The sequence below is a fragment of the Caulobacter sp. 05T431 genome (genome assembly GCF_056665975.1).
Map to the genome: position 1 here is coordinate 1 of NZ_JBFTKU010000017.1, position 25,073 is coordinate 25,073.

At 67.0% G+C, this 25,073-nt stretch carries 22 protein-coding genes; 19 read left to right on the top strand and 3 right to left on the bottom strand.

Annotation, left to right across the window (positions count from 1 at the left end):
• Window positions 1-612 precede the first annotated feature (612 nt).
• The 3 genes from AC1U89_RS15965 to AC1U89_RS15975 all read left to right on the top strand — a co-directional run bounded on the left by AC1U89_RS15965 (window position 613) and on the right by AC1U89_RS15975 (window position 3,709).
• Window positions 613-2,271, top strand: coding sequence for a lysine--tRNA ligase (locus tag AC1U89_RS15965; RefSeq protein ID WP_479900675.1), 1,659 nt, complete (start codon window positions 613-615; stop codon window positions 2,269-2,271).
• A gap of 114 nt (window positions 2,272-2,385) precedes the next feature.
• Window positions 2,386-3,375: a UDP-glucose 4-epimerase GalE gene (gene galE / locus AC1U89_RS15970; protein WP_479900676.1), complete on the top strand. Its 990-nt coding sequence runs from the start codon at window positions 2,386-2,388 to the stop codon at window positions 3,373-3,375.
• A 124-nt stretch (window positions 3,376-3,499) separates the two neighbouring features.
• A complete protein-coding gene (locus AC1U89_RS15975; RefSeq protein WP_029910636.1) occupies window positions 3,500-3,709 on the top strand; it encodes a hypothetical protein in 210 nt (69 codons plus the stop codon).
• Window positions 3,710-3,725: 16 nt separating this feature from the next.
• Here AC1U89_RS15975 and AC1U89_RS15980 read toward each other — a convergent pair whose 3' ends face one another.
• Window positions 3,726-4,361 carry a S24 family peptidase gene (locus AC1U89_RS15980; protein ID WP_479900677.1) on the bottom strand — a complete coding sequence of 212 codons (636 nt, stop codon included), beginning with the start codon at window positions 4,359-4,361 and terminating at the stop codon, window positions 3,726-3,728.
• A 186-nt stretch (window positions 4,362-4,547) separates the two neighbouring features.
• Between AC1U89_RS15980 and AC1U89_RS15985 the strand changes: the two genes are divergently transcribed.
• The 5 genes from AC1U89_RS15985 to AC1U89_RS16005 all read left to right on the top strand — a co-directional run bounded on the left by AC1U89_RS15985 (window position 4,548) and on the right by AC1U89_RS16005 (window position 8,857).
• A complete protein-coding gene (locus AC1U89_RS15985) occupies window positions 4,548-5,027 on the top strand; it encodes a MerR family transcriptional regulator (protein ID WP_035018330.1) in 480 nt (159 codons plus the stop codon).
• 104 nt (window positions 5,028-5,131) lie between these two features.
• Window positions 5,132-6,922: an acyl-CoA dehydrogenase C-terminal domain-containing protein gene (locus AC1U89_RS15990; protein ID WP_479900678.1), complete on the top strand. Its 1,791-nt coding sequence runs from the start codon at window positions 5,132-5,134 to the stop codon at window positions 6,920-6,922.
• A gap of 2 nt (window positions 6,923-6,924) precedes the next feature.
• Complete coding sequence (locus AC1U89_RS15995; protein ID WP_479900679.1) at window positions 6,925-8,088, top strand: acyl-CoA dehydrogenase family protein; 1,164 nt, start codon at window positions 6,925-6,927, stop codon at window positions 8,086-8,088.
• A gap of 2 nt (window positions 8,089-8,090) precedes the next feature.
• Entirely contained in the window at window positions 8,091-8,462 is a 372-nt protein-coding gene (locus AC1U89_RS16000) for a hypothetical protein (protein ID WP_479900680.1), read from the top strand.
• On the top strand, window positions 8,462-8,857 hold the full coding sequence (locus AC1U89_RS16005; protein ID WP_479900681.1) for a hypothetical protein: 396 nt from the start codon (window positions 8,462-8,464) through the stop codon (window positions 8,855-8,857). The genes AC1U89_RS16000 and AC1U89_RS16005 overlap by 1 nt, the downstream gene beginning before the upstream one ends.
• A gap of 15 nt (window positions 8,858-8,872) precedes the next feature.
• On the opposite strand, the gene AC1U89_RS16010 is transcribed toward AC1U89_RS16005, so the two are convergent.
• The gene (locus AC1U89_RS16010) at window positions 8,873-9,820 is read right to left on the bottom strand and encodes a phytanoyl-CoA dioxygenase family protein (RefSeq protein ID WP_479900682.1); all 948 of its coding nucleotides are present in this window, start codon (window positions 9,818-9,820) and stop codon (window positions 8,873-8,875) included.
• A gap of 81 nt (window positions 9,821-9,901) precedes the next feature.
• Here AC1U89_RS16010 and AC1U89_RS16015 point away from each other — a divergent pair, with 81 nt between their 5' ends.
• The 3 genes from AC1U89_RS16015 (at window position 9,902) to AC1U89_RS16025 (ending at window position 14,830) form a co-directional block, all read left to right on the top strand.
• The gene (locus AC1U89_RS16015; protein ID WP_029910610.1) at window positions 9,902-11,107 is read left to right on the top strand and encodes an acetyl-CoA C-acetyltransferase; all 1,206 of its coding nucleotides are present in this window, start codon (window positions 9,902-9,904) and stop codon (window positions 11,105-11,107) included.
• 18 nt (window positions 11,108-11,125) lie between these two features.
• Window positions 11,126-13,324, top strand: coding sequence for a 3-hydroxyacyl-CoA dehydrogenase NAD-binding domain-containing protein (locus tag AC1U89_RS16020; protein ID WP_479900683.1), 2,199 nt, complete (start codon window positions 11,126-11,128; stop codon window positions 13,322-13,324).
• 318 nt (window positions 13,325-13,642) lie between these two features.
• Window positions 13,643-14,830 (top strand): glycosyltransferase, encoded by a 1,188-nt coding sequence (locus AC1U89_RS16025; protein ID WP_479900684.1) that lies wholly within the window; start codon window positions 13,643-13,645, stop codon window positions 14,828-14,830.
• Here AC1U89_RS16025 and AC1U89_RS16030 read toward each other — a convergent pair.
• The gene (locus AC1U89_RS16030) at window positions 14,827-15,855 is read right to left on the bottom strand and encodes an acyltransferase family protein (protein ID WP_479900685.1); all 1,029 of its coding nucleotides are present in this window, start codon (window positions 15,853-15,855) and stop codon (window positions 14,827-14,829) included. The two genes, AC1U89_RS16025 and AC1U89_RS16030, sit on opposite strands and share 4 nt — an antisense overlap.
• Before the next feature lie 240 nt (window positions 15,856-16,095).
• Here AC1U89_RS16030 and AC1U89_RS16035 point away from each other — a divergent pair, with 240 nt between their 5' ends.
• From AC1U89_RS16035 to AC1U89_RS16070, 8 genes are all read left to right on the top strand, one after another.
• Window positions 16,096-16,539 carry a hypothetical protein gene (locus tag AC1U89_RS16035; protein WP_479900686.1) on the top strand — a complete coding sequence of 148 codons (444 nt, stop codon included), beginning with the start codon at window positions 16,096-16,098 and terminating at the stop codon, window positions 16,537-16,539.
• A 486-nt stretch (window positions 16,540-17,025) separates the two neighbouring features.
• Window positions 17,026-17,865 carry a WecB/TagA/CpsF family glycosyltransferase gene (locus AC1U89_RS16040; RefSeq protein ID WP_479900687.1) on the top strand — a complete coding sequence of 280 codons (840 nt, stop codon included), beginning with the start codon at window positions 17,026-17,028 and terminating at the stop codon, window positions 17,863-17,865.
• Complete coding sequence (locus tag AC1U89_RS16045) at window positions 17,865-18,989, top strand: glycosyltransferase (RefSeq protein WP_479900688.1); 1,125 nt, start codon at window positions 17,865-17,867, stop codon at window positions 18,987-18,989. The genes AC1U89_RS16040 and AC1U89_RS16045 overlap by 1 nt, the downstream gene beginning before the upstream one ends.
• Entirely contained in the window at window positions 18,986-20,308 is a 1,323-nt protein-coding gene (locus AC1U89_RS16050; RefSeq protein WP_479900689.1) for an O-antigen ligase family protein, read from the top strand. Before AC1U89_RS16045 ends, AC1U89_RS16050 begins: the two co-directional genes overlap by 4 nt.
• Window positions 20,305-21,297, top strand: coding sequence for a glycosyltransferase (locus tag AC1U89_RS16055; protein ID WP_479900690.1), 993 nt, complete (start codon window positions 20,305-20,307; stop codon window positions 21,295-21,297). The genes AC1U89_RS16050 and AC1U89_RS16055 overlap by 4 nt, the downstream gene beginning before the upstream one ends.
• The gene (locus AC1U89_RS16060) at window positions 21,294-22,310 is read left to right on the top strand and encodes a hypothetical protein (RefSeq protein ID WP_479900691.1); all 1,017 of its coding nucleotides are present in this window, start codon (window positions 21,294-21,296) and stop codon (window positions 22,308-22,310) included. Before AC1U89_RS16055 ends, AC1U89_RS16060 begins: the two co-directional genes overlap by 4 nt.
• A 50-nt stretch (window positions 22,311-22,360) precedes the next feature.
• Entirely contained in the window at window positions 22,361-23,446 is a 1,086-nt protein-coding gene (locus tag AC1U89_RS16065; protein ID WP_479900692.1) for a glycosyltransferase family 4 protein, read from the top strand.
• Window positions 23,447-23,556: 110 nt separating this feature from the next.
• Window positions 23,557-25,038 (top strand): lipopolysaccharide biosynthesis protein, encoded by a 1,482-nt coding sequence (locus tag AC1U89_RS16070; protein WP_479900693.1) that lies wholly within the window; start codon window positions 23,557-23,559, stop codon window positions 25,036-25,038.
• Window positions 25,039-25,073: the final 35 nt, after the last annotated feature.

A 25,073-nucleotide genomic window follows, 5' to 3' on the forward strand; every position in this document is an offset into this window, starting at 1 on the left:
TCTGAGCCCCGCTTCCCGCAACGATCCGATCGCCAGGCCGGCTCGGCCCCGCTCGGTTCCATCCCCATCGCCTGCTTGGGCCGGTACCAAGAGCCCTCCCCGTGATGGTGACGGGTTCAGTATGTGGGCGGTTCAAACCCTGGCGCGTTCGTGACGCTGCTTTTTCTGCAGGGCGTTGGGATTGTTGGGGTTCTTGGCGGCGTTCGCGGGGATAGAGGCGGCTCGATCCCCCTAAATCCCCTCTCTCTTAGAGAGAGGGAGGGGCCCGCCGCGAAGCGGTGGGAGGGTGAGTGGTTTCACCGCCGGCCGGCAAACCCCAAGACGTTCGACCTCGTTTTCGAGGCGTCAGAGGTAGCACGCCATGCCTAGCCGTCGTGAATCTTGGCGAACAGACGAAGGCCTGCCGAACGACCGCGCTTCATTCGGTGAGAGTGTAACCACTCACCCTCCCATGGCTTCGCCATGGGCCCCTCCCTCTCTCTAAGAGAGAGGGGTTCGGTGGACGTTCTTCAACATCCGCTCTGGGCCGAAAGCCGCCCTCCGCCCCACTTCACCACCCCAACCTCACCCAAAACCTAGCCACCGCCGCCACTTCCCCCTATACCGCGCGGCATGTTTGAAGGCCTCTCCCCCCTCGCCCGCGACGCTCGCGCCTGGCCGTTCGAGCAGGCGCGCGCCCTGCTCGCCCGCATCCTGCGCCTGCGTCTGACCGACGCCGAACGCGACCTCGCCTCCACGCTGATCAACAGCGGCAAGACCGACGAGGCCGTGAAGACCTTTCCGGCCCTGKCCAAACCGGTGATTCTGGAGACCGGCTACGGTCCGTCGGGCCTGCCGCACCTGGGCACCTTCGGCGAGGTGGCGCGCACGACCATGGTGCGCAGCGCCTTCCGCGCCCTGACCGACGACGCCATCCCCACGCGCCTGATCGCCTTCAGCGACGACATGGACGGCCTGCGCAAGGTTCCCGACAACATCGAGAACAAGCAGCCGCTGATCGAGGACCTGGGCAAGCCGCTGACCGTGGTCCGCGACCCGTTCGGCACCCACGACAGCTTCGGCGCCCACAACAACGCCCGCCTGCGCGCCTTCCTGGACGGCTTCGGCTTCGAGTACGAGTTCGTCTCCTCGACCGAGTGCTACAAGGGCGGCCTGTTCGACGCGACCCTGCTGACGGCCCTGGAGCGCTTCGACGCCATCCAGAAGGTGATGCTGCCGACGCTGGGCGAAGAGCGCCGCGCCACCTATTCGCCGTTCCTGCCGATCAGCCCCTCGACGGGCAAGGTGCTGCAGGTCCCGACCCTGGAGCGCAACGTCGACAAGGGCACGATCGTCTTCGAGGACGAGGACGGCTCCAAGGTCGAGGTCCCGGTGACCGGCGGCCACGTGAAGATGCAGTGGAAGCCCGACTGGGCCATGCGCTGGACGGCCCTGGGCGTCGACTACGAGATGAGCGGCAAGGACCTGATCGACTCGGTCAAGGCCAGCGCCCAGATCTGCAAGGCGTTGGGCGGCGTGCCGCCCGAGGGCTTCAACTACGAGCTCTTCCTCGACGAGAACTCGCAGAAGATCTCCAAGTCCAAGGGCAACGGCCTGTCGATGGAAGACTGGCTGCGCTACGGCGCGCCGGAGAGCCTGTCGTACTACATGTTCCAGAGCCCCAAGAGCGCCAAGAAGCTCTATTTCGACGTCATCCCCAAGGCGACGGACGAGTACCTGCAGCAGCTGGACGCCTATCCGCGCCAGGAGCCGGTCAAGCAGCTGGACAACCCCGTCTGGCACGTCCATTCGGGCCGCCCGCCGCAGTACGGCTCGCCGGTGTCGTTCAGCCTGATGCTGAACCTGGTCTCGGCCGCCAACGCCTCGGACAAGGCGATCCTGTGGGGCTTCCTGTCGCGCTACATCCCGGGCGCCACGCCCGAGAGCCAGCCGCTGCTGGACCGCCTGGCCGGCTACGCGATCAACTACTACGACGACTTCGTGAAGCCGACGAAGGCGTTCCGGGCGCCCGACGACAAGGAACGCGCGGCGATCGTCGACCTGCTGGCCCGCCTGAAGGCCCTGCCGGCCGACTGCCAGGACGCCGAGTTGATCCAGAACGAGGTGTTCGCGGTCGGCAAGGACCACGGCTTCGACCCGCTGCGCGCCTGGTTCCAGGCCCTGTACGAAGTGCTGCTGGGCCAGAGCCAGGGGCCGCGCTTCGGCTCGTTCGCGGCGATCTTCGGCCTGGACAGGACGACGGCGCTGATCGAGGAAAAGCTGGCCGGCTGACGCCCGCCGGACGAGCGAACCGGACAGGAGCGCCCGCGCGCTCCCGGTTCGGCGTTGACGACGACCGCGCCAGCGTCCACCCGCTGGGCTGAGCTGATCGGGGGAATAAGGGACTTGGGCGACACCATTCTCGTTGCGGGCGGCGCCGGATACATCGGCTCGCACACCTGCCTCCGCCTCGCCGAGGCCGGCTACACCCCCGTCGTCTACGACAACCTGTCGAACGGCTGGGAGTCGTTCGTCCAGTGGGGTCCGCTGGAAGTGGGCGACATCCGCGACGCGGCGCGGCTGGACGCGGTCCTGGCCAAGCACAAGCCTGTCGCGGTGATCCACTTCGCCGCCTTCATCGAGGTGGGCTTCTCGGTCGCCGAGCCGGGCGCGTTCTACGAGAACAATGTCGGCGGGACCCTGACCCTGATCGAGGCCGCTCGTCGGGCCGGGATCGACAAGCTGGTGTTCTCCTCGACCTGCGCCACCTACGGCGCGCCGGTCTATGTGCCGATGGACGAGAAGCATCCCCAGGCGCCGCTGAACCCCTACGGGCGCAGCAAGCTGATGGTCGAGCAGATCCTGCAGGACCTCGACCGCTACAAGGGCTTCCGCTCGGTGGCCCTGCGCTACTTCAACGCCGCCGGCGCGGACCCGGAAGGGCGGATCGGCGAGAAGCACGAACCCGAGACCCACGCCATCCCGCTGGCCATCGCCGCCGCCCGCGGCGAGCGGGACAAGTTCATGCTGTTCGGCGAGGACTACGACACCCGCGACGGCACCTGCGTGCGCGACTACATCCACATTCTCGACCTGGCGGACGCCCATGTGCTGGCCTTGAAGTGGCTGCTGGACGGCAAGGGCAGCGAGGTCTTCAACCTGGGCACCGGCACGGGCACCACGGTGCGCGAACTGGTCGGGGCTATCGAGCGGCGCTCCAACCGCCCCTTCCCCCTGGAGCCCGCGCCACGCCGCGACGGCGACGCGCCCAGCCTGGTGGCCGACAACACCAAGGCGCGCGACCGCCTGGGCTGGAGCCCCCGCTACGACCTGGACCAGATCATCGACCACGCCTGGGCCTGGCACGCCAACGGCGCCCTGGACTTGAAGCGCTGAGCCCAAGGCTGATCGGGGCCTGCGACACCATGCCCCGATAGATGAACAAGAGTTAAATTGTCGGTTAAGGGTCTGTCCGCAATTTGGAGTCTAGTCTGGTTGCGTCAAAACCAAGGTTAGTCTCATGGCTTGCTTCACCCTTCGCCCTTCGGACCGCTCGGAATTCGACTCGTTGCTCGGCGAACTGGCCGCCCAGTTCCCCGCCGCGCACGTCGAAGCCGCCCACAACGACAACTGGAAGTCCTATCGCGTCGACATCTCCTGCGACGCCCCGTGGGAAGGCGATCTGACCGCCTGGCTGCAAAGCAAGCACGCCAGCTGCCCGCGCACCTGATCTGAGATCCTGGGGCCTACTGGCTGGCCCACAGGATCCGGGCGATCCACACCACCTCGGCCAGGTCCAGCGCCTGGACCCGGCCGTCGCCGCCCAGGCAAGCCAGCTCGACGCTGCGGGCCGTGATCCGCGCCAGCTCCTTGATCAGCAAGTCCCCGCCGTTGGTCCGGACCACCACCCGGTCGCCCCGGCGCGGCTCGACCGACGGCGAGACCAGCAGGCGGTCGCCGTCGCGATAGACCGGCGCCAGGGCCTCGCCGGTGATCTCCAGGGCGTAGACGCCCTCGTCCCCCAGACCCGGAAAATCGATCTCGTCCCAGCCGGCCCCGGTCGGCGCCCCGGACTCGTCGAACAGGCCCTCGGCCCCGGCCTGGGCGAAGCCGATCAGCGGCACGACGCGCGGGCTGGGTCGCGGCGCGCGCTCGGTCAGGGCCGCGAATTCCGAAAAGCCGACCCCCGTCGCCTCCAGCACCTTGGCCAGGCTCTCGGTCGAGGGCCAGCGCGGGCGGGAGTCGCCCTCGCCGCGCTTGGAGCGGTTGAACGCGGTGGGATCCAGGCCCGCCATCTTGGCCATGGCCGACGGGCTCATGTCGAAACGCTCGGCCAGAGCGTCGATCGCGGTCCAGATCTCGGTATGCGACAGAGACGACATGGCTTGGGCCTCCTCGCCGTGATCCCGGAAAATATGCCTCAACTCTAGGAAAGTAAACCTATCGCCCTAAGGCCAAGTTGACGTTTACGTAAACGTTGACGACAGAATGTCGCGGGCATATGGTGATCGACGATAACCAACCGGCTCGGCCGCAGAAGTCGGGCCTGCCCAGGGAGGGTTCGAATGTTGGCAGACCTGCGACGCCCAGAGCGCACCTTTACAATCCGTCAGCTGTGCAACGAGTTCAAAGCCACGCCTCGCGCGCTGCGCTTCTATGAGGACAAGGGCCTGCTGACCCCGGCCCGCGAGGGCCTCAACCGCGTCTATTCCCACAAGGACCGCGTCCGCCTGCAGCTGATCCTGCGCGGCAAGCGCGTGGGCCTGTCGCTGTCGGAAATCCGCGAACTGCTGGACCTCTACGACGAGAACGACGACGGCGCGGCCCAGATGGCCCGGTCGCTGAAGAAGTTCCGCGAGCGCGCCACCGCGCTGGAGCAGCAGCGCGAGGACATCGACGGCGCCCTGATCGAACTGCGCGAAGCCTGCGCCCGCCTCGAGCGGCGCCTGGCCGAGATCCGCCCCGACCTGCTGCCCCGCGCGGCCGACTACGACCAGGTGCTGCGCGCCCGGCTGGACGGTCACGGCGATGCGGCAATGGGCAAGTAGACAAGATTCCGCGTTCTTCCTCCAAGACCGGAGCAAGACGCGGAGCCACCTCTCTCCTCCCCCGCTGATCCGCCACCGCCGATCTGACTGACCAGGACCGTTTCATGACCTACCAGCCGCCCGTTCGCGAACACGCCTTCATCCTGCGCGACGTGCTCAACATCGATCAGCACGGCAACCTGCCGGGCTTCGCCGACGCGCCGTTCGAGACCGTCGAGCAGATCCTCGAGGCCGCCGCCCAGTTCACCGGCGAGGTCCTGGCCCCGCTCAATCACGTGGGCGACAAGCAGGGCTGCGTCTGGAACAGCGACTTCACGGTCAAGACGCCGGACGGCTTCAAGGAGGCCTACAAGCAGCTGTGCGAAGGCGGCTGGACGGGCCTGGGCTCGGACCCGACCTATGGCGGCCAGGGCCTGCCCCACGTCGTCAACCTGGCCTTCAGCGAGATGTCGAGCTCGGCCAACATGGCCTTCTCGATGTATCCGGGCCTGGCCCACGGCGCCTATTCGGCCATCCACACCGGCGGCACCGACGAGCAGAAAGAGACCTACCTGCCCAAGATGATCTCGGGCGAGTGGACCGGCACCATGAACTTGACCGAGCCGCACTGCGGCACGGACCTGGGCCTGCTGCGCACCAAGGCCGTCCCGCAGGCGGACGGCACCTACAAGATCACCGGCCAGAAGATCTGGATCAGCGCCGGCGAGCACGACATGTCGGACAACATCGTCCACCTGGTGCTGGCCCGCATCGAGGGCGCTCCGGCCGGCGTGAAGGGCATCAGCCTGTTCATCGTGCCGAAGTTCTTCCCCAAGGCCGACGGCTCGGTCGGCGAGCGCAACGAGGGCGTCAAGTGCGTCGGCCTCGAGGAGAAGATGGGCATCCACGGCAACGCCACCTGCGTGATGCAGTATGACGACGCCGTCGGCCATCTGATCGGCGAGGAGAACAGCGGCCTGAAGCTGATGTTCGTGATGATGAACGAGGCCCGCCTGGGCGTCGGTCTCCAGGGCATCGCCCAGGCCGAGGCCGCCTACCAGGCCGCCGCCGCCTTCGCCAAGGACCGCCTGCAGGGCCGCTCGCTGACCGGCCCGAAGAACCCCGACGGCCCGGCCGACCCGATCCTGGTCCATCCGGACGTGCGCCGCATGCTGCTGCAGAGCAAGGCCCTGATCGAGGGCGGCCGCGCCTTCCTGTTCTGGACCGCCCTGCACGGCGACCTCGCCCACCACCATCCGGACGAGGCCGTGCGCACCAAGGCCGAGGACTATATGGGCCTGATGACGCCGGTGCTGAAAGGCTACCTGACCGACAAGGGCTTCCAGATCTGCTCGGACGCCATGCAGGTGCACGGCGGCAGCGGCTTCACCGAGCACTTCCCGGCCAGCCAGTACCTGCGCGACGTCCGCATCGCCCTGATCTACGAGGGCACCAACGGCGTCCAGGCGCTGGACCTGGTCGGCCGCAAGCTGGCGTCCAAGGGCGGCCGCGGCGTGATGACCTTCTTCCAGGAGATCGACCAGTTCATCGGCGAGAACGACGGCGACGCCGAGCTGAAGCCGTTCGTCGACGCCCTGGCCGGGGTGAAGGCCCAGCTGCAGGACGGCACCATGTGGCTGATGCAGAACGGCCTGCAGAACCCCGACAACGCCGGCGCGGCCTCGACCGACTACATGCACCTCTTCGGCCTGACGGGCCTGGCCTACATGTGGGCCCTGATGGTCAAGGCGGCCAACGCCAAGATCGCCGCCGGCTCGACCGATCCGTTCTTCACGACCAAGATCGTCACGGCGAAATTTTTCATCGAGCGCATCTTGCCTGACGCAGGGGCGCATCTGGCCAAGCTGAAGACCGGTTCGGCGACCCTGATGGCGCTGCCCGCGGAGGCCTTCTGATCATGAGCGTGCTCAACGTCGAAAAGCCGGCCTTCATGGCCGAAGAGGACATCGCGATCTTCGAGGACGCGGTCGGCAAGTTCTTCGACGAGCACGCTTCTGAAACGACCGTCGCGAAATGGCGCAAGAACCACTGCGTCGACCGCGATATGTGGACCAAGGCGGGAGAGGCCGGGCTGCTCGGCCTCTCCACGCCCGAGCAATACGGCGGGGCCGGCGGCGACTATCGCCACGAGGTCGTGCTGATGGAGCAGCTGGGCCGCAAGGGCGTCGACGGCTTCGGCATCAGCCTGCACAACGCCATCGTCATGCCGTACATCACCCACTACGGCACCGAGGAGCAGAAGCAGCGCTGGCTGCCGCGCCTGGCCACCGGCGAGCTGGTGGCGGCCATCGCCATGACCGAGCCGGGCGCCGGTTCGGACCTGCAGGCCATCAAGACCACGGCCAAGAAGGTCGGCAACCAGTACGTCATCAACGGCTCCAAGACCTTCATCACCAACGGCCAGACCGCCAACCTGATCATCGTGGTGGCCAAGACCGACGCGACCGCCGGGGCGCGCGGAACCTCGCTGCTGGTGGTCGAGACCGACGGGGCGGAAGGCTTCGAGCGCGGCCGCAACCTCGACAAGCTGGGCCAGGAGGCCCAGGACACCTCGGAGCTGTTCTTCAACGAGGTGAAGATCCCGACCGAGAACCTGCTGGGCACCGACGAGGGCCAGGGCTTCTTCCAGCTGATGGGCCAGCTGCCGCAGGAGCGGCTGAACATCGCCGTCCAGGGCATCGCCACTATCGAGCGGGCCCTGGAGCTGACCATCGCCTACGTCAAGGAGCGCAAGGCGTTCGGCAAGGCGATCCTCGACTTCCAGAACACCCAGTTCGTGCTGGCCGAATGCAAGACCGAGGGCACCGTCGCCCGCGTCTTCGTCAACCACTGCATCGAGCAGCACCTGGCCGGCAAGCTGGACGCCGCCACCGCCTCGATGGCCAAGTACTGGGTCAGCGACCTGGAGAACAAGATCGTCGACCGCTGCCTGCAGCTGTTCGGCGGCTTCGGCTTCATGAACGAATATCCGATCGCCCGGATGTACCGCGACAGCCGCGTGCAGCGCATCTACGGCGGCACCAACGAGATCATGAAGCTGCTGATCGCGAGGACGCTCTAGGCATGCTGATCGAAGCCGCCGTCGTCCTGTGCCTGACCAACGCGACCGATACGGCCGTGTCCGGACTGGTGCGCGACGGCCGCTCCAAGCTGACCTCGGCCAAGCTGGAAGGCACCAGCCTCAACTATCGCGAACCCCTGGCCGAGACCGCGTTCCCGGCCGTGGACGCCGGCCAGACCGGTTGCGCCGACGTCGACGGCATGACCCTGGCCAAGCCCCAGCTGGTGATCCGCGGCGGCCAGTCGGTCGGCGGCGGCCAGCATCACGGCGAGACGATCTGCCGCCCCACCCGACCGCTGAAGCCGGGCGAGCGCCTGACCTTCATCTACCGCAAGAGCTTCCTGGGCCCGCTGACCTGCAAGGAGACCCGCTGATGCCGTTGATCGTCGCGCCGCCGCCGCAACCGCCGCCCGCCCAGCACGCCGCCGCCCCGGCCGCGCCAGGCGCAGACAACCGCTCGGCGGTCGTCTGCGTGCGCGCCTCCGGTCCGCGTCCGTTGTTCTTCTCGGGCAAGCTGGTGGGCAAGAAACCCGGCGCGAAATTCCCCGGCGATTTCGAGCTGCCGCTGAAGGCCAATGTCGACCAGTGCAACAACCTGCTGCGCTCGAAGGTGGCCGACTGGTCGCTGCAGGTGACCACGCCCGGCTTCAAGGCCTGCTACCTGCCCGCACCCGAGTTCGGCCAGCGCGTCACCTACAGCGCCAAGGCCACGGCCCGCGGCCTGGCCTGCGCGCCGATCGCCAAGTCGCCCATCGGGACCTGGAAATAGGGAATGAGCCTGGGCCTAAGCCTTGTTGACGCTGTTCGCCTTGATCTGGGCCGCGCCGCGCGCGTCCAGGTCCTTGCGCGTGGCCTCCAGGCTGAGCGGGCCCAGCAGGGTGGCGTTGACCGCGTCCATGCCCGGGGCGGCGACGCCCGGCTTGCGAGCGATCAGGTAGCGCAGGGAGAGTCGCTCGTTGTCGGCCGCGTCCGGCTGGGTGCCGTGCAGGGTGCAGGCGTGCCACATGGCCGCGTAGCCGGTCTTGCCGGTCAGCAGGTGCTGGCGGGTCTGGACCTCGTGGCCGCGCCCGTCGCGGTACAGCCAGCCGGTCTCCCCGTTTTTGGCGGCGTTCTTGGTCAGGTCGTGCGGGAACAGCGTCCCGCCCAGCTTGTGGCTGTCCTCCAGCAGGAACAGCGGGGCGTCGTGCGTCCCCACGTCGTGCAGATAGATGTACAGCGTCAGGAAGTCGGCTTCCCGGTCCTTGTAGTCGATCAGGTCCTGGTGGAAGTCGATGCCGTAGAAATAGGTGATGTCGCGGAACGGCGGCCGCACATAGGCGCCCAGGTTGTTGACCGGGTTGCCGGCGATGCGGGCCTTCAGCCAGTCGGGCACGACGCTGGCCGGCACGCCGCAGATCAGTTTCTTGAGCAGAATCTCGTAGTCGTCGCCCAGCAGGGCCGTCACGGCCTCGACGATGGCGGGATCCTTCTCGACGAAGGCCAGGTCGTCCTCGAAACGCTCCAGCAGGTTCCTGCCGGGCGCGGGGTTCACCCCTATATATTGCGGGTCGGCGTCGAACTCGGCTTCCGACAGGAAGAGGTCCGCATCGAACGTCCGCAGCGCGCGGATCTTGGCCAGCAGGGCGCTCGCCGCCGMCGGGTCCACGCCGCCGCCGAACACATGATAGCCGCGCGCGATGAAGTCGCTCACMGCCGGGTGGGCCGCGTTCGCCGAGCGCTCAGCTGCCGTCATCGTCCTGATCTCCAATCCCCCGGAATCAGACGCCTTTTTGGTTAACGAACCATCCAAGCCTACGCAGGAAGGAGCCATACAATGGCCGACGCTTATATCTTCGACGCCGTGCGCACGCCGCGCGGCAAGGGCAAGAAGGACGGATCTCTGCACGAGATCACGGCCCTGTCCCTGGCCACCCAGGTTCTGGAAAACCTGCGCGACCGCAACGGCCTGGACACGTCCAAGGTCGACGACGTCGTCCTGGGCTGCGTCGCCCCCGTGGGCGAGCAGGGCAGCGACATCGCCCGCACCGCCGTCCTGACCGCCGACTACGCCGAGAGCGTCGCCGGCGTGCAGATCAACCGCTTCTGCGCCTCGGGCCTGGAAGCCGTGAACATGGCCGCGGCCAAGGTCGCTTCCGGTGAAGCCCAACTGACCATCGGCGGCGGCGTCGAGAGCATGAGCCGCGTGCCCATGGGCAGCGACGGCGGCGCCTGGCCGACGGACCCGTCCTCGGCGTTCAAGACCTACTTCATGCCGCAAGGCGTGTCGGCCGACCTGATCGCCACCCTCTACGGCTTCTCGCGCGACGATGTCGACGCCTACGCCGTGGAAAGCCAGAAGCGCGCGGCGGCCGCCTGGGCCGACGGCCGCTTCAAGAAATCGGTGATCGGCGTGAAGGACCAGCTGGGCCTGACCATCCTGGACCATGACGAGACCGTGCGCGGCGCCACCACCATGCAGACCCTGGCCTCGCTGAACCCGTCGTTCACGGGCATGGGCGAGATGGCCTTCGACGCGGTGGCCGTCCAGCGTTACCCGCAGGTCGAGCGCATGAACCACGTGCACCACGCCGGCAACAGCTCGGGCATCGTCGACGGCGCCGCCGGCGTGCTGATCGGCACCAAGGAAATGGGCGAGGCCCTGGGCCTGAAGGCCCGCGCCCGCATCAAGGGCGCGGCCTCGATCGGCAGCGAGCCCTCGATCATGCTGACCGGCCCGTCGCTGGTCACCGAGAAGCTGCTCAAGAAGCTGAAGATGGAGGTCAAGGACATCGACCTCTACGAGCTGAACGAGGCCTTCGCCGCCGTCGTCCTGCGCATGATGCAGGCGCTGGACATCCCGCACGACAAGATGAACGTCAACGGCGGCGCCATCGCCATGGGCCACCCGCTGGGCGCCACCGGCGCGATGATCCTGGGCACCATGGTCGACGAGCTGGAGCGCTCGGACAAGGAAACCGCCCTGATCACCCTGTGCGTCGGCGCCGGCATGGGCACCGCCACGGTCATCGAACGCGTCTAAGATCCAGGAACTAGAGACATGGAAAACTTCAAGATCGACGTCGATAGCGACGGCATCGCCCTGGTCACCTTCGACGTGCCCGGCCGCACGATGAACACCCTGACCGCCTCGGTGATCAAGGAAGTCGGCGAGGTGGTCGAGACCATCAAGTCCGACGCCGCCATCAAGGGCGCGGTGATCACCTCGGGCAAGACCAMTGGCTTCTGCGCCGGCGCCGACCTGGGCGAACTGGGCGGCGCGGGCGGGCTGGGCGGCGGCGCGGCGGGCGAAGAGGGCCTGAAGGCCGCCTTCGAGGCCGGCTTCGCCCTGAACAAGGCGTTCCGCGCCCTGGAAACCTGCGGCAAGCCGGTGGCCGCGGCCATCAACGGCCTGGCCATGGGCGGCGGGCTGGAGATCACCCTGGCCTGCCACTACCGCGTGGTGGCCGACAATCCGAAGATCCAGCTGGCCCTGCCGGAAGCCAAGGTCGGCCTGCTGCCGGGCGCCGGCGGCACCCAGCGCCTGCCGCGCCTGATGGGCGTGATGGCCGCCGCGCCGTACCTGCTGGAAGGCAAGTCGATGAAGCCGGCCGAGGCCCTGGCCAACAAGGTCGTGCACGAGGTCGTGCCGGCCGGGACCGAGGTCGAGGCCGCCAAGACCTGGATCAAGACCAAGGGCGACCCCGTCGCGCCGTGGGACAAGAAGGAGTTCAAGCTCCCCGGCGGCGGCCCCTACACGGCCGGCGGCAGCCAGGTGTTCATCATGGGCAACGCCATGCTGCGCAAGCAGACCTACGGCAATTATCCCGCCCAGCTGAACATCATGAAGGCGGTCTATGAGGGCACGCAGGTGCCGTTCGACGCCGCCCTGCGGATCGAGACCCGCTACTTCCTCAAGACGATGATGTCGCCCCAGGCCAAGGGCATGATCCGCACCCTGTTCCTGTCCCTGCAGGAACTGGGCAAGGGCTCGGGCCGTCCGGCCGGCGTGCCGCACTACGACGTCAAGAAGGTGGCCGTGCTGGGCGCCGGCATGATGGGCGCGGGCATCGCCTATGTCCAAGCCATGGCCGGCATCGAGACCGTGCTGATCGACCAGTCGCAGGAAGCCGCCGACAAGGGCAAGGGCTACGCCGAAGGCCTGGTCAAGAAGGCCGTCTCGCGCGGCAAGCTGACCCAGGAGAAGGGCGACGCCATCCTGGCCCTGATCCACCCGACCGCCGACTACGCCAACGTCAAGGGCAGCGACCTGGTCGTCGAGGCCGTGTTCGAGAACCGCGACGTCAAGGCGTCGGTCACCAAGCTGGCCGAAGCCCAGCTGGCCGACACCGCGATCTTCGGCTCCAACACCTCGACCCTGCCGATCACCGGCCTGGCCAAGGCCTCGGTCCGTCCGGCCTCGTTCATCGGCATCCACTTCTTCTCGCCGGTCGACAAGATGGGCCTGGTCGAGATCATCATGGGCGAGGAGACCAGCCAGGAAGCCCTGGCCAAGTCGATCGACTACGTCCTGAAGATCAAGAAGACCCCGATCGTCGTCAACGACAGCCGCGGCTTCTACACGTCGCGCTGCTTCGGCACCTTCGTGCAGGAAGGCATGGAGCTGCTGGCCGACGGCTACGCCCCGGCCATCATCGACAATGTCGGCCGGGCCACCGGCATGCCGCGCGGTCCGCTGGAAATGCACGACGACGTCGCGCTGGACCTCTCCTACAAGATCGCCCAGCAGACCAAGAAGGACCTCGGCGACAAGTACGAGGAGCGCCCCTTCACCACGATCATCGAGAAGATGGTCGAGGGCGAGGGCCGCTACGGCCGGAAGAACGGCAAGGGCTTCTACGACTATCCGGAGAACGGCCCCAAGACCCTGTGGCCGGGCTTGGCCCAGCTGGCGCCGACCAAGATCGCCGAGGTCGACAAGGCCGGCATCGAGGAAATCCGCACCCGGCTCCTCTACCGCCAGGCCGTGGAAGCCGCCCGCTGCTTCGAGGAAGGCGTCATCACCGATCCGCGCGAGGCCGACGTCGGCGCCATCCTGGGCTGGGGCTTCGCGCCCTGGACCGGCGGCCCGGTCAGCCTGATCGACGGCGTGGGCGTGGCCAAGTTCGTCGAGGCCTGCGACGCCCTGGCCCAGAAGTACGGCGCGCGCTTCGCCCCGCCGCAGCTGCTGCGCGACATGGCCGCCAAGGGCGAGACCTTCTACAGCCGCTTCGGCGTCAAGACGAAGGCCGCCGCCTAGCAGTCAGGTCCAGCGACAAACGGAAAGGCCCGGCGGCGACGCCGGGCCTTTTTGCTGCGCGAAACCGTTCGCGCACGGAGGGTGCGACAGTGCGCCGCGTAAGCTTTGCTGTAAGGAAGATGCGTTAGACCCTATGGTCTTCGGACCATGGGGGTCGGGGACGGACGATAAGAAGAATCCCGTTTTCTAGGTGGGAAACAGAAATTTCGCCGCTCCGCTTGGGGGCAAGAGACGCGGCGCGCTCACAGCATCGACGGACCGACCACGCGGCCTCGCGGGGGACGCCGGACAGCGCGCGCGACCGCGAATGGAGACGTTTTGACTTCGACCGAGATCTCGGAACGGACGCGAGGCAAGGCCTTCGGACTCTTCGCCGCCGGCGCTGCGCTTCACGCCGCGGCCCGCCCCGTCGCTCCGTCGCAACGCATCGCCATCTTGATCCACGACCTGCGCGGCGGCGGCGCCGAGCGCGTGGCGCTCAATCTCGCGAAGGGCATGATCGACGCCGGTCGGCAGGTGGACCTGGTGCTGGTCCGCGCCCAGGGCGAATACATGGACCAGATCCCAGCCGGCGTGCGGTTGATCGACCTGGACCAGCCGAACGTCTTTCGCGCCGTGCCGAGCTTGGTGGGTTATCTGCGTCGCGAGCGGCCCAAGGCGCTGCTGTCCAGCCTGACCCACGTCAACGTCGTCGCCCTGGTCGCCAAGACCCTGGCCGGAGGCCCCACGCGCGTCGCTGTCACCGAGCACAGCCAGATCAGCGACAAGGCCGCCGCGCTCAAGCGACCGCGTAGCCGGTTGCTGTACGGCTCGGTTCCCTTCATCTACCGCTTGGCGGACGCCGTGATCGCCGTCTCGCAAGGCACCGCCGACGACGTCTCCAGGTTCGCCCGCCTGCGCCGGAGCCCGGTGCGTTGCATCTACAATCCGGTCTACAGCGACGGCCTGGCCACGGCCGCGCAGGCGCCCGTCGATCACCCCTGGATGCAGCCGGGCGGAATCCCCGTGATCCTCGGGGCGGGACGCCTGCATCCGCAGAAGGGGTTCGACCTTCTGATGCGTGCGTTCGCGAAGGTCCGCGAAACCACGCCCTGCAAGCTCATCATCATGGGCGAAGGCGCGGAGCGGCCGAGACTCGAGGCGCTCGCCCGCGAACTCTCGATCACCGACGACGTCTCGCTGACGGGCTTCGTCGGCAATCCCTATGCGATGATGTCGCGCGCCTCGGTCTTCGCCATGAGTTCACGCTCCGAGGGCTTCTCCCTCGTCCTGCTCGAAGCCCTCGCCTGTGGAGTTCCCGTCGTCGCCACCGATTGCCCCAGCGGTCCCAGCGAGATCCTCGAAAAGGGACGCCATGGCCTGCTGGTGCCGATCGATGATCCCGAAACCCTGGCGGCGGGCATTCTGGCGGCCCTGAGCCACAAGCGCGGCGCGGGGATCGAGCGGGCCAAATCGTTCAGCACCCAGGTCGCGACACGCGCCTATCTCGACCTGCTGGGCGCCTAGCTGACCTCGCGCGCCAGGGCGGCCGCTTTCCGCGATCGCGACAGGGTGTTGATCCAGCGGCGCGCCGGCTGCTCAACAAGATAGAAGCTGGCGAGACCGAAGACGATCGCGAGGCCGAGCATCGCCAGCTTCGGATAGTGGTCGCGCAGCTTGTAGAACGGCTGCTGCCAAAGATAGAGCGAGAACGACCAGAGGCCGATCCGCACGATCAGCGGATGTTCGAGCACCGCCAGGACGAGGCGGTGAGCGGAGGGCAGGGTCACGACGGAGATCGCCAGGCACAGGGTGCCGCCCGTATATTTCACGATGTCGGGCACTGGCGCAGTGCTCAGCAACAGGCCCAGCAGACCCATCGCCACCGGCAGCCAGGCTGGCGTCGCCCTGGCCCGCAGATGCAGATAGACCGCCGCCCCGATGAAGATCGAAGCCACCCGCACGTCGGTGCGCCAGTAGACCTCGTAGTAGGAACCGCCCAGCATCGTCTGGACCGCGCCGTTGACGGCGCAGGCGATCGCCAGGGCGGCGATCAGCCATTTGACGTCCCAGCGCCCCCGCCGCGCGAAGACGGCCACGACGCCCAGCAGGACGTAGGCCCACTCCTCCACGCACAAGGACCAGATATGGTCGTAGATCGGCAGCCGAAGGTCGGGCGCGCCCAGGTAATTGATCGTGAAGGTCAGGGCGGCCACGATGTGCAGCAGGTCCACCCGCAACAGTCCCGTCAGGCCGAAGAGCAAGGCCGAGGCCAACACGAAGACGAACATCGCCGGCCAGATCCGCGCCACGCGACGTTTGAAGAATTCCGCCAGCGGGAAGCGTTCCACGAACAGAATCTCGGCCATCAGCCGACCGCTGAGGACGAAGAACAGCTCAACGCCGAACCGCGCGATCTGAATGCCGGGAATGCCGAAGTAGTGCCCGACAAAGACACTCAGGATCGCGGCCCCCCGCCATCCGTCCAGGAACAGCACCCTTTGCCGCCCATGAACCGCAGCGGGGATTGCGTTCGAGACGCTGTCGCTCATGCCGACTCCTGGGTTGGATCGCCCCCGGCGATTTCATCTCCTTAGATCAGCATGACTACCCGCGATAGCCGACGCGGCCCATTTCGAAGCCCCTTTTCAGAATTCATCCCCGGGCACGACGCTAAAGAGCGCGGCGGACTTAATTTGTAACCGTCGTATGTCAGTTTCAAATTCCGTCGCGTGCATTCTTATTGCTAAGCTTGTTTACGAGACCGGAACGGCTTCTCACTGGAAAGATTCATGGCCCAGCGAACCCGCCTAGGATGCGCCGTCCTGTTATTGATGCTGGCGGGATGCGATCGGCCGTCCTCGACCGCCTCAGACCCTATGCCCGCGCCGGTCGCCGAGGCCGCCCCCCTGGGCGACGCGGTCACCCAGGCGATCATGGGCTCGGCGGAACGCTCGCTGCAAAACCGCCACCCCGGCGCCGTGCTCGTGTTCGCCGATCAAGCGCTGAGCACGACGTCCCAGGAACGGACGATCTGCGGGCGATACGTCATCGTCAAACGTCACTGGCAGGGTCGACGCAGTTTCATCGCCAACGGCGCCGAGGTCAGCGTAGTCAGCCCCACGACCACGCGATGGAAGCAAACCTGCGACGGCGCCGAGCCCTTGCCGGGCGCGCTCACGGGATCGGCGGTCGACACGGCGGTCAACGCCGCCATCCCGCTGGCCGGACCTTGAGTGTCCGGTTTCACGCCGCGCAAGTCATCCCGGCGCCGTCCTCGCGGCTCGACTGAGTTTCCGTGGGCTCCCCATGACGTTTCGACCATCATCGTCGTCAGCCACGCGACGGCGCCTCGACGCTAAAGAAGTTTCTGAAGCAACCAGAAGCTTTCCAAGTCGCCATCAGCGTCAAGCTTAGGTMGCGACTTGCGGTGGAAGGATCTTAGGCTTTGCGCATATTGATGGGCGCTTTGGGATTTTTCGCTTTGTGGCCTGCCTTACCAGCGTCATAAGGCAAGGATAAAGGGTGGGAAACGTTGTCGCAGGGCGGTGAACATATTCACCCCAGCGACGCAACAATCAGGAATGGGCGGGCGTGGACGCCGTGGGCGACCTTCAGGTCGCGGCGAGGTTTCACGCCGATCATGCAGGCAGACCGCCTGCCTGGAACGCCCGGCACGGCGCGACAGGTCGCTGGCCGCAGTATTGAGGGTGAGAGACAGTATGCCGACGAACGCCCGGACGCCTGCCCCGCAAGCGCCTCTCGACACCGTTCCTATCGGCGGCTTCAACACCGTGATCGCCACCGCCGCCCAGTTCGCCGATCGCATGGTGGCGGACTGCCTGGCCGCGCGCGCCGACCGGAAAGCCGGCGCGCCCAGCACGCCGAAGCTGGCCTTCTCGTCCAACGGCCAGGGCGTGTCGCTCGCCGGCGCGGACCCCAGCTTCGCCGAAGTGATGAACACGGCCGATTTCGTGCACGCCGACGGGATGTCGGTGGTGTTCGCCTCGCGCCTGCCGGGCCGCAAACGCCTCCCCGAGCGCATCGCCACCACCGACTTCTTCCATGATGCGGCCAAAGCCGCCATGAAGGCCGACCTGAGCTTCTACATCCTGGGCGGCTCCGAAGCCCAGAATCTGGGCGCGTACGAGGCGATCCGCGCGCTCTATCCCTCCCTGCGCCTGTCCGGCCGCCGCAACGGCTATTTCAAGCGCGAGGAAGACGCCGAGGTCTGCGCCGAGATCGTCGCGGCCGGCACGGACGTCCTGTGGGTCGGCCTGGGCAAGCCCCTGCAGGAAAGGTGGTCCGTCGAGAACCGTGAGCGCCTGGCCGGCGTAGGCTGGCTGAAGACCTGCGGCGGCCTCTACGCCTTCCTGGCCGGCGAAGCGCGTCGTGCGCCCGACTGGGCTCAATCCATGGGTCTGGAATGGGCATGGCGGATGCTGCAGGAGCCCGGGCGTCTGGCTTGGCGGTACTTCGTCACCAATCCTCACGCCATCTATCTGATGCTGACCGCCGGCCCGCCGCCGGCCCGCTCCGCCAACGCCGAGGTCAACGGCTAGTGCTGGACAAGACGCCGCCTTCGACCGCGCCCGGTTCGCACCGGCTCGCCGTCCTGCTTCACGACCTGCGTGGCGGCGGCGCCGAACGCGTGTCGCTGAACCTCGTGCGAGGCATGGTCGATGCTGGCCGAGACGTCGATCTCGTCTTGGTCAGCGCCAAGGGCAAGTACCAGGACCTGATCCCCGCCGAGGCGCGGGTCATCGATCTGAACAAGTCGAACGTCTTCAAGGCCATTCCGGCCATGGTCCGCTACCTGCGGCGCGAGCGCCCCCKTGCGGTCCTGTCGGCCTTGACGCACATCAACATCGCCATCCTGATCGCCAAGCTGCTGGCGCGGGTCCCCACCCGGGTGGCGGTCGCCGAGCACAATCAGATCAGCCTCAAGGCCGCCAAGGCCAAGGGGCTGCGCGGTCGGTTGATCTATCGCCTCGTGCCCTTCCTCTACCCGTTCGCCGACGACGTGATCGGTGTTTCCAAGGGCGTGGCGACGGATGTCGAGGCGTTCAGCCGCCTGAAGAGCGGCCGCGTGCTCTGCGTCTACAATCCRGTCTACGACCAGTCGATGTCGGACGCTGCCGCCGCGCCCGTCGACCATCCCTGGCTGCAACCGGGGCAACCGCCGGTGCTGATCGCCGCGGGTCGACTGCACGAGCAGAAGGGTTTCGACGTCCTGTTGCACGCCCTGCGGATTGTGCGACGCACGACCGATTGCCGGCTGATCATCATGGGCGAAGGCGATCTGCGGCCGCAGTTGCAGGCCTTGGTCGAGGACCTGGACCTGACCGACCATGTGTCGTTGATCGGCTTCGTCGCCAACCCCTATGCGATGATGTCGCGCGCCAGCGTCTTCGTGCTCAGCTCGCGCTGGGAAGGCCTGCCCACCGTGCTGCTGGAGGCGATGGCCTGTGGCGCGCCCGTTGTCTCGACCGACTGCCCCAGCGGCCCCGATGAGATTCTCGAGGGCGGTCGGCACGGTCTGATGGTGCCGGTGGAAGATCCCGAGGCCCTGGCCGAAGCGATCGTCACGACCCTGAAGGGCGGGCGCGCCTCGGGCGTCGACTACGCCAAGAGCTTCAGCGTGGCCGCCTCGACCTCGGGCTATCTGAAGGTGCTCGAGCGATGATCGGGCAAGCACACGCCGAGCAGGGCGGCTTCAAGGTCAGATGGGAATACATCTTCTCGGTCGTGTCCCTGATGGTGCTGGCCGGGGCTTTCAACCCGTTCTTCTATGACCTTTTTGGCTCCAAATCGGCGGACTATTCCGATGTGAACCCGCTGCGGCTCGTGGTGACCACGGCCACCTACCTCATCGCGCTCGGCCTTGTGTTCTACAGAGGCGCCTTCTCGCGGCGTATCCTGGCCAACAATCTGTTTCTGTTGGCGATATTCCTGCTGCCCATGGTTTCGACGCTCTGGAGCGTCKACCCCGCGACGACATTCCGGCGCGCAGGCGCCTACATGTTGACCGGCGCCTTCGTCCTCTACTTGGTCAGCGCGATGCCGCCCGAAGAGCTCCTTCGACGCCTGGTGCTGGCGCTGTTCATCGGGGGCGTGGCCAGCCTGTTCTACGTCGCGATCTTCCCAAAATACGGCATCCATACCGGCGCCGCCCTCGGGGGAAGCTGGAAGGGCGTCTACGGGCACAAGAACGAACTGGGCCGAGTCGCTTCGATCGCCATCATCTCGGCGGGTTTCATGATCCCGCTGACCAAGGGCCAGAACCTGATGCGTCTGGCGACGATCGCGATCTACATGTTCCTCCTGCTGATGGCGCAGTCCAAGACCAACTACCTGATCGTGGCGTCCATGATCGGCATCGTCCCGATGATGAATTGGCTGCGCAACAAGCGCATCTCTTCCGGTCTGCGGCTGACGCTCTTCCTGCTGGCCGGAGCGGTGCTGATGCTGGCGGTCACCTACGGTTCCGACGCCATCCTGGCGTCGATCGGCCGCGACGCGACCTTCTCCGGCCGCAAGACGCTGTGGCGCGGCGTCAGCGCCATCATCGACGAGAAATACCCGATCTGGGGCGCCGGCTACGGCGCCTTCTTCACGACGGCCGGCGCGATCTGGGACCTGTCGCCCTACCTCAAATACTGGGAGGGCATTCCGAACCACGCGCACAGCGGGTTCCTGAACGCGCGCGCCAACCTGGGCATTCCGGGCGTCCTCCTGCTGATGGCGTTCGTCGTCCTGACCGCCCAGCGGCTGATCCGGAAATTGATGTCCGATCCCGATCGCAAGGTCTGGGCCGGCTTCTTCGCCCTGTTCTTCCTGTTCCTGGTGAACAATTTCTCCGAAAGCGTGGCCTTCAAGCACAGCGATGTCGCCTGGGTCATCGTCACCCTGATCTACGCCTATAGCAGCCCGCTGCGCGCCTCCGCCGTCGTGCCGGCGCGGCGGGCCTCAGCCGCCCTAGCGATCTCGACGAGGCGCCCGTGACCGACCCATCGAAGACGATCGCCGTCGTCGTCCCCCTGTACAACAAGGCGCCGCATATCGATCGCGCCATGCACTCCATCCTCAGCCAGACCTTGCCCMCCGATGAGATCATCATCGTGGACGACGCGTCGACCGACGACGGCCTGGCCAAGGTGGCGGCGATCCAGGATCCGCGCATCAAGGTCATCAAGCGCGACGCCCCCGGCCCCGGCGGCTACGCGGCCCGCAACGCGGGCATCGAGGCGGCTGCCTCGGAATGGATCGCCTTCCTCGACGCCGACGATTCCTGGACGCCGGAGGCGTGCGCCGAGGTTCGCCGGCTCATCGACCTGGCGGACGACGGGGTCAGTTGCCTGTTCACCGCCTACAACCGCGACTACGGCGACCGGGTCGTCAGCGCCAGCGGCTTCGCCGAGTTCTGCCCTGACGGCGTCCAGCGCCTGGACTTCGCCGGCTTCATCGACGCCTGGCTGAAGATCGGCCAGAGCCCGATGTGGACGTCGGCCGTCGTGGCGCGCCGTTCCTCGCTGATCGCGGCGGGCCTGTTTCCCGCCGGCAAATGCAATCGCGGCGGCGACAAGGACATGTGGCTGCGCCTGCTGACCGTCGGCGACGCCCTGTGCAGCTCGGTGGAGACCGCGACCTACCATCGCGATTCCGTCAACATGGTCACCAAGGTGACCAACACCAACCAGCGCCCCTATCTGTGCGGCACGCTAGCCGATCTGACCTCGTCCTACGACGCCGCGGTCGGCAAGCGGATCAAGCGCCTGATCAACTGGGAGATCTACAGCCATGCCCGCGAGGCCTGGCGGGCGGGCCATCGCCTGGATCCGGACCTGTACCAGGGCTTCAATATCCGCCAGGCGCCGGTGACCTACGCGCTGCTGACGACCATGGCGCATGCGCCGGGCTGGATGCTGAACGCCAGCCACGGCGCCAAGTCCCTGGTCCGCCGCATCAAACCCAAGAAGAGACGTGCCGCATGAGTAACCTTCGCGACCTGATCCTCGACTACGTCAAAGCGGCGCAGGGCAAGACCCTGCAGGGCGGCGAAGAGGCTGTGCTCGCTGCGTGCGACATCGCCTATTCGCGACATCTGATGGGCCTCCCGGCCTTCGAGAACGCCGCGGCCTTCGAGCAATACATCGCCCTCCTGGCCTCCTGCCGCCTGGCAGGGACCCCGGCCCGCGAAGCGCCGTCGCTGAACGTCCACCTGACGGCCTATGCCCTCGCCACGCTGAACCTGGCCGAGACACGGCACGGCGCGGCGGCCAAGGCCTTTGTCCAGAGCCAGGACTGGCGCTGGGACCTCCTCATCGACCCCGCGACCCTGCTGCCGCGCTGGCCCTGGAAATACACCCACCATTCGTGGCGGGTCAGCCACTGGGTCGGCGGCGCGCCCTCGATCATCAAATCCCTCTGGCGGATCGCGCCTGACCTGTGCGCCGCGCGCGGCGTGCCGGCGACAGCCGACGTGCTGGCCGCCTGCGATGCGTTGGTCGACGGCCGGACCGGCCTGCTGCGCACCTACAAGAGCGACCTGATCCAGTTTTGCTTCCGCCAACTCTATCGCCTGCGCCACGACCCCGATGCGGGCGACGTCGGCGGCATCGTGCACCTGCACTGGGTGAACTACGCCGAGGGGCGCCTGCCCTACAAAGCCCATGACGGTCTCTATGCCCGCAGCTGGAAGCTGATGCAGCGCAAGCCGTTCATCGAGAAAGTCCCCTACTGCCTGGACTTCGACATCGTCCAGATCGTCCGCACGACGGCGCCCGCCGGGGCGCCGCTGGCGCCGGAAGTCCTGGCTCGGGCGGGAGAGTACGCCGCCGACATCCTGACTTTCTTCCGAACCGGCCTGAATGAGGGATACGCGCTCCACAAGCTGCCTGGCGCGCTGGCAACCGTCCATGAATGCGCGCTGATCCGCAACGAGGCGCAGCCTCCGGAACTGGGCGCGGCTACCGTCGACATCATCAAAGACGCCTTTTGGATTTGAGCCTTACAGTGACCACGAAACCCAGAAAGCTCGTCGGCGTCATCTCCTTCATGAACGCCGCCGGCGCTCAGGAAGCGCTTCTGCGCCTGGCCCGGCAGATGCGCGCGCGCGGCCACGACATGGAGGTCTGGTTCCTCTACGAGGAAGACAGCATCCACGCCGACGAGCCCGGCATCCGCATCCTGGTGCGCAAGCCCAAGCTGTCGCCGCTGGAATATGTCTCGGTGTTCTTTCGGCTGTGCGGCGACCTGCGCAAGGCCAAGCCCGACGCCGTCGTCGGCTTCCTGCCGCTGGGCAACGTGTTCGGCCTGCTGGCGGCGGCGATCGCCGGCGTTCCCCTGCGCGTCGCGTCCCAGCGGGCCCCGGGCAACACCTTCGGCAAGGTGATGCGGATCGCCGACAAGATCCTGGGCGCCTCGCCGGTCTATGAGCGGATCATCTGCGTGTCGAACGCCGTCAAGGCGTCGTTCGCCGGCTATCCCGAGGCCTACAAGCGCAAGCTGTCGGTGGTCCACAACGGCATCGAGTGGACGCCTTCGCCGCTGGACAAGAAGGCCGCGCGCGAAGCCCTTGGCCTCCCGGCGGACAAGTTCCTGTTCGCCGCCATCGGCCGGATGAAGGCGCAGAAGAACTACGCGTTCCTCCTGAACGCCTTCGCCCGGACACGCGAAGGCGTGCTGGTCATCGCCGGCGACGGCGCCCTGCAGCCCAGCCTCGTGGCCCAGGCCGCCGAACTGGGCGTCAGCGATCGCATCATATTCTTGGGAGCCCTGGGACGCGCGGCGGTGCGCAACCTGCTGGCCGCGGCCGACGCCTTCGTCCAGAGCTCGCTCTACGAGGGGCAGAGCAACGCCGTCCTTGAGGCCATGCACCAGGGCCTGCCGATCATCGTCAGCGATATCCCCGAACAGCGTGAGACCGTGGCCGACGAGGACACCGGCGAGGTCGGAGCCCTCCTGCCGCCGCTGGGCGAAATCGACGCCTGGACCCAGGCCCTGGATTCGGTCGCCGCCGACCAGGCGCTACGCGCGCAGCTTTCGACCACGGCCCAGGCCATCGTCGTGCGGAAGTTCACCCTGACCCGCATGATCGACGGGTTCGAGGCCGTGCTCGCGCCGCCGACCAAGGCTGAGTAAAATCATGGTCGAGCGCCGCCGCCCGGTAAGGCGGCGGGCGACGGCCCCCACCACCAGAACGCCGCAGTAAACCAGCTCCACGGCTGGTCCATAGTGAAGAAGACAGCCCAATGAACCTGAAGAAGCAGTTCATCACCGGTTCGCTCTGGGTCGTCGTCGGGCGCGGCTCGTCCAACGCCATGAGCTTCGTGGTGTTCGCGGTGATCGCGCGGTTCCTGGGCCCGGCCGATTTCGGCCTGGTGGCCTTCGCGGCGATCTTCATCGACCTGTCGCGCGCCCTGGCGCTGTCCGGCATTCCCCAGGCCCTGATCCGTGGCGAGACATGGGACCAGAGGACCGCCTCGACCGCCTTCTGGCTGAACATCGCCTGCTCGGCCCTGCTGGCGCTGATCGTCAGCGCGGCCATCGGTCCGGTGCTCGGCATGTTCTACGGCCCGCAGATCATGGCCGTCATCGCGGCCCTGTCCCTGACCTTCGTGATCGAGTCGCTCAGCTCGGTCCACGAAGCCAACCTGCAGCGCTCGTTCGGCTATCGCGCCCTGGCCAACCGGACCTTGGTGGGCACGCTGGGCGGCGGTGTCGTGGGCGTGGCCATGGCCGTCAGCGGCTTCGGCGTCTGGGCGCTGGTCGGCAGCCGCCTGGCCAGTTCCACCATCCAGGCCGTCACGCTCTGGACCACGGTCAAATGGTCGCCATCCATGACGTTCTCCAAGAGCGAGGCCAAGTCGCTGATGTCGTACGGCGCCCACCTGGGCAGCTCGGCGATCGTCGGCAAGCTGAACCTGAAGACGGCCGAAATCGTCATCGGCATCTTCTCCAACACGGTCGGCGTCGGTCTCTACCGGGTCGGATCGCGCACCGTGACCATGATCAACGACGTCGTGGTGGCGCCGTTGCAGGCCACCGCCCTGACGGCCCTGTCGCGCGCCAACGAACGCGGGAACCTGGCCAACGCCTATCTGCGGATCATCAAGTCCTGCGGCCTCCTGGCCTTCCCGGTCTATTTTGGCACCGCGATGATCGCGCCGGACTTCACCACCCTGTTCTTCGGCGAGAAATGGGCCAGCACCGGCCAGATCATGTCCATGCTGGCGATCGGCGGCGCGGCCTCGACCATCCTGGCCTTCACCCACCCGGCCCTGGTGGCCGTGGGGCGCACCCGGTTCGTGTTCTGGAACAGCGTGCTGAACCTGGGCATCAACGTCGCCCTGGCCCTGGCCACCGTGCATTGGGGCGCGACGGCCGTGGCGTTCGGCTACAGCGTGCGGGCCTATATCGCCATTCCGTTCGCCCTTGCCTTCCTGCACAAGGCGATCGACGTGGACTTCATGAAGGCCATGCAGGCCGTGTTCCCGACCTTCCTGGCCGCCACCGTCATGGCCGGCGTGCTGTACCTGATGCGCGAACACCTGCTGACGGGCTTCCATCCCCTGCCGCGCATGCTGCTGATGGTCGCCGCGGGCGGCGTCCTCTACGCCGTCGCCCTGTTCGCCATCGGCCGCAAATTCGTCCTGGAGATCAAGGACGAGGTCATGCCGCTGCTGGCCGGTTTCAAGGCCAAAAAGCAGGCGCCCGCGAACATCGATGCCTGATCACCGAGCGCTCGCGAGCGTCACCGGGCCATAAA

Excerpts from the sequence above, each read along its gene's own strand:
- AC1U89_RS16040 (WP_479900687.1), top strand. The coding sequence starts at position 17,026 with ATGCCGACGAACGCCCGGACGCCTGCCCCGCAAGCGCCTCTCGACACC.
- AC1U89_RS15975 (WP_029910636.1), top strand. The coding sequence starts at position 3,500 with ATGGCTTGCTTCACCCTTCGCCCTTCGGACCGCTCGGAATTCGACTCG.
- AC1U89_RS15995 (WP_479900679.1), top strand. The coding sequence starts at position 6,925 with ATGAGCGTGCTCAACGTCGAAAAGCCGGCCTTCATGGCCGAAGAGGAC.
- AC1U89_RS16005 (WP_479900681.1), top strand. The coding sequence starts at position 8,462 with ATGCCGTTGATCGTCGCGCCGCCGCCGCAACCGCCGCCCGCCCAGCAC.
- AC1U89_RS16060 (WP_479900691.1), top strand. The coding sequence starts at position 21,294 with ATGAGTAACCTTCGCGACCTGATCCTCGACTACGTCAAAGCGGCGCAG.
- AC1U89_RS15990 (WP_479900678.1), top strand. The coding sequence starts at position 5,132 with ATGACCTACCAGCCGCCCGTTCGCGAACACGCCTTCATCCTGCGCGAC.
- AC1U89_RS16000 (WP_479900680.1), top strand. The coding sequence starts at position 8,091 with ATGCTGATCGAAGCCGCCGTCGTCCTGTGCCTGACCAACGCGACCGAT.
- AC1U89_RS16065 (WP_479900692.1), top strand. The coding sequence starts at position 22,361 with ATGAACGCCGCCGGCGCTCAGGAAGCGCTTCTGCGCCTGGCCCGGCAG.
- AC1U89_RS16070 (WP_479900693.1), top strand. The coding sequence starts at position 23,557 with ATGAACCTGAAGAAGCAGTTCATCACCGGTTCGCTCTGGGTCGTCGTC.
- AC1U89_RS16015 (WP_029910610.1), top strand. The coding sequence starts at position 9,902 with ATGGCCGACGCTTATATCTTCGACGCCGTGCGCACGCCGCGCGGCAAG.
- AC1U89_RS15980 (WP_479900677.1), bottom strand. The coding sequence starts at position 4,361 with ATGTCGTCTCTGTCGCATACCGAGATCTGGACCGCGATCGACGCTCTG.
- AC1U89_RS16035 (WP_479900686.1), top strand. The coding sequence starts at position 16,096 with ATGGCCCAGCGAACCCGCCTAGGATGCGCCGTCCTGTTATTGATGCTG.
- AC1U89_RS16030 (WP_479900685.1), bottom strand. The coding sequence starts at position 15,855 with ATGAGCGACAGCGTCTCGAACGCAATCCCCGCTGCGGTTCATGGGCGG.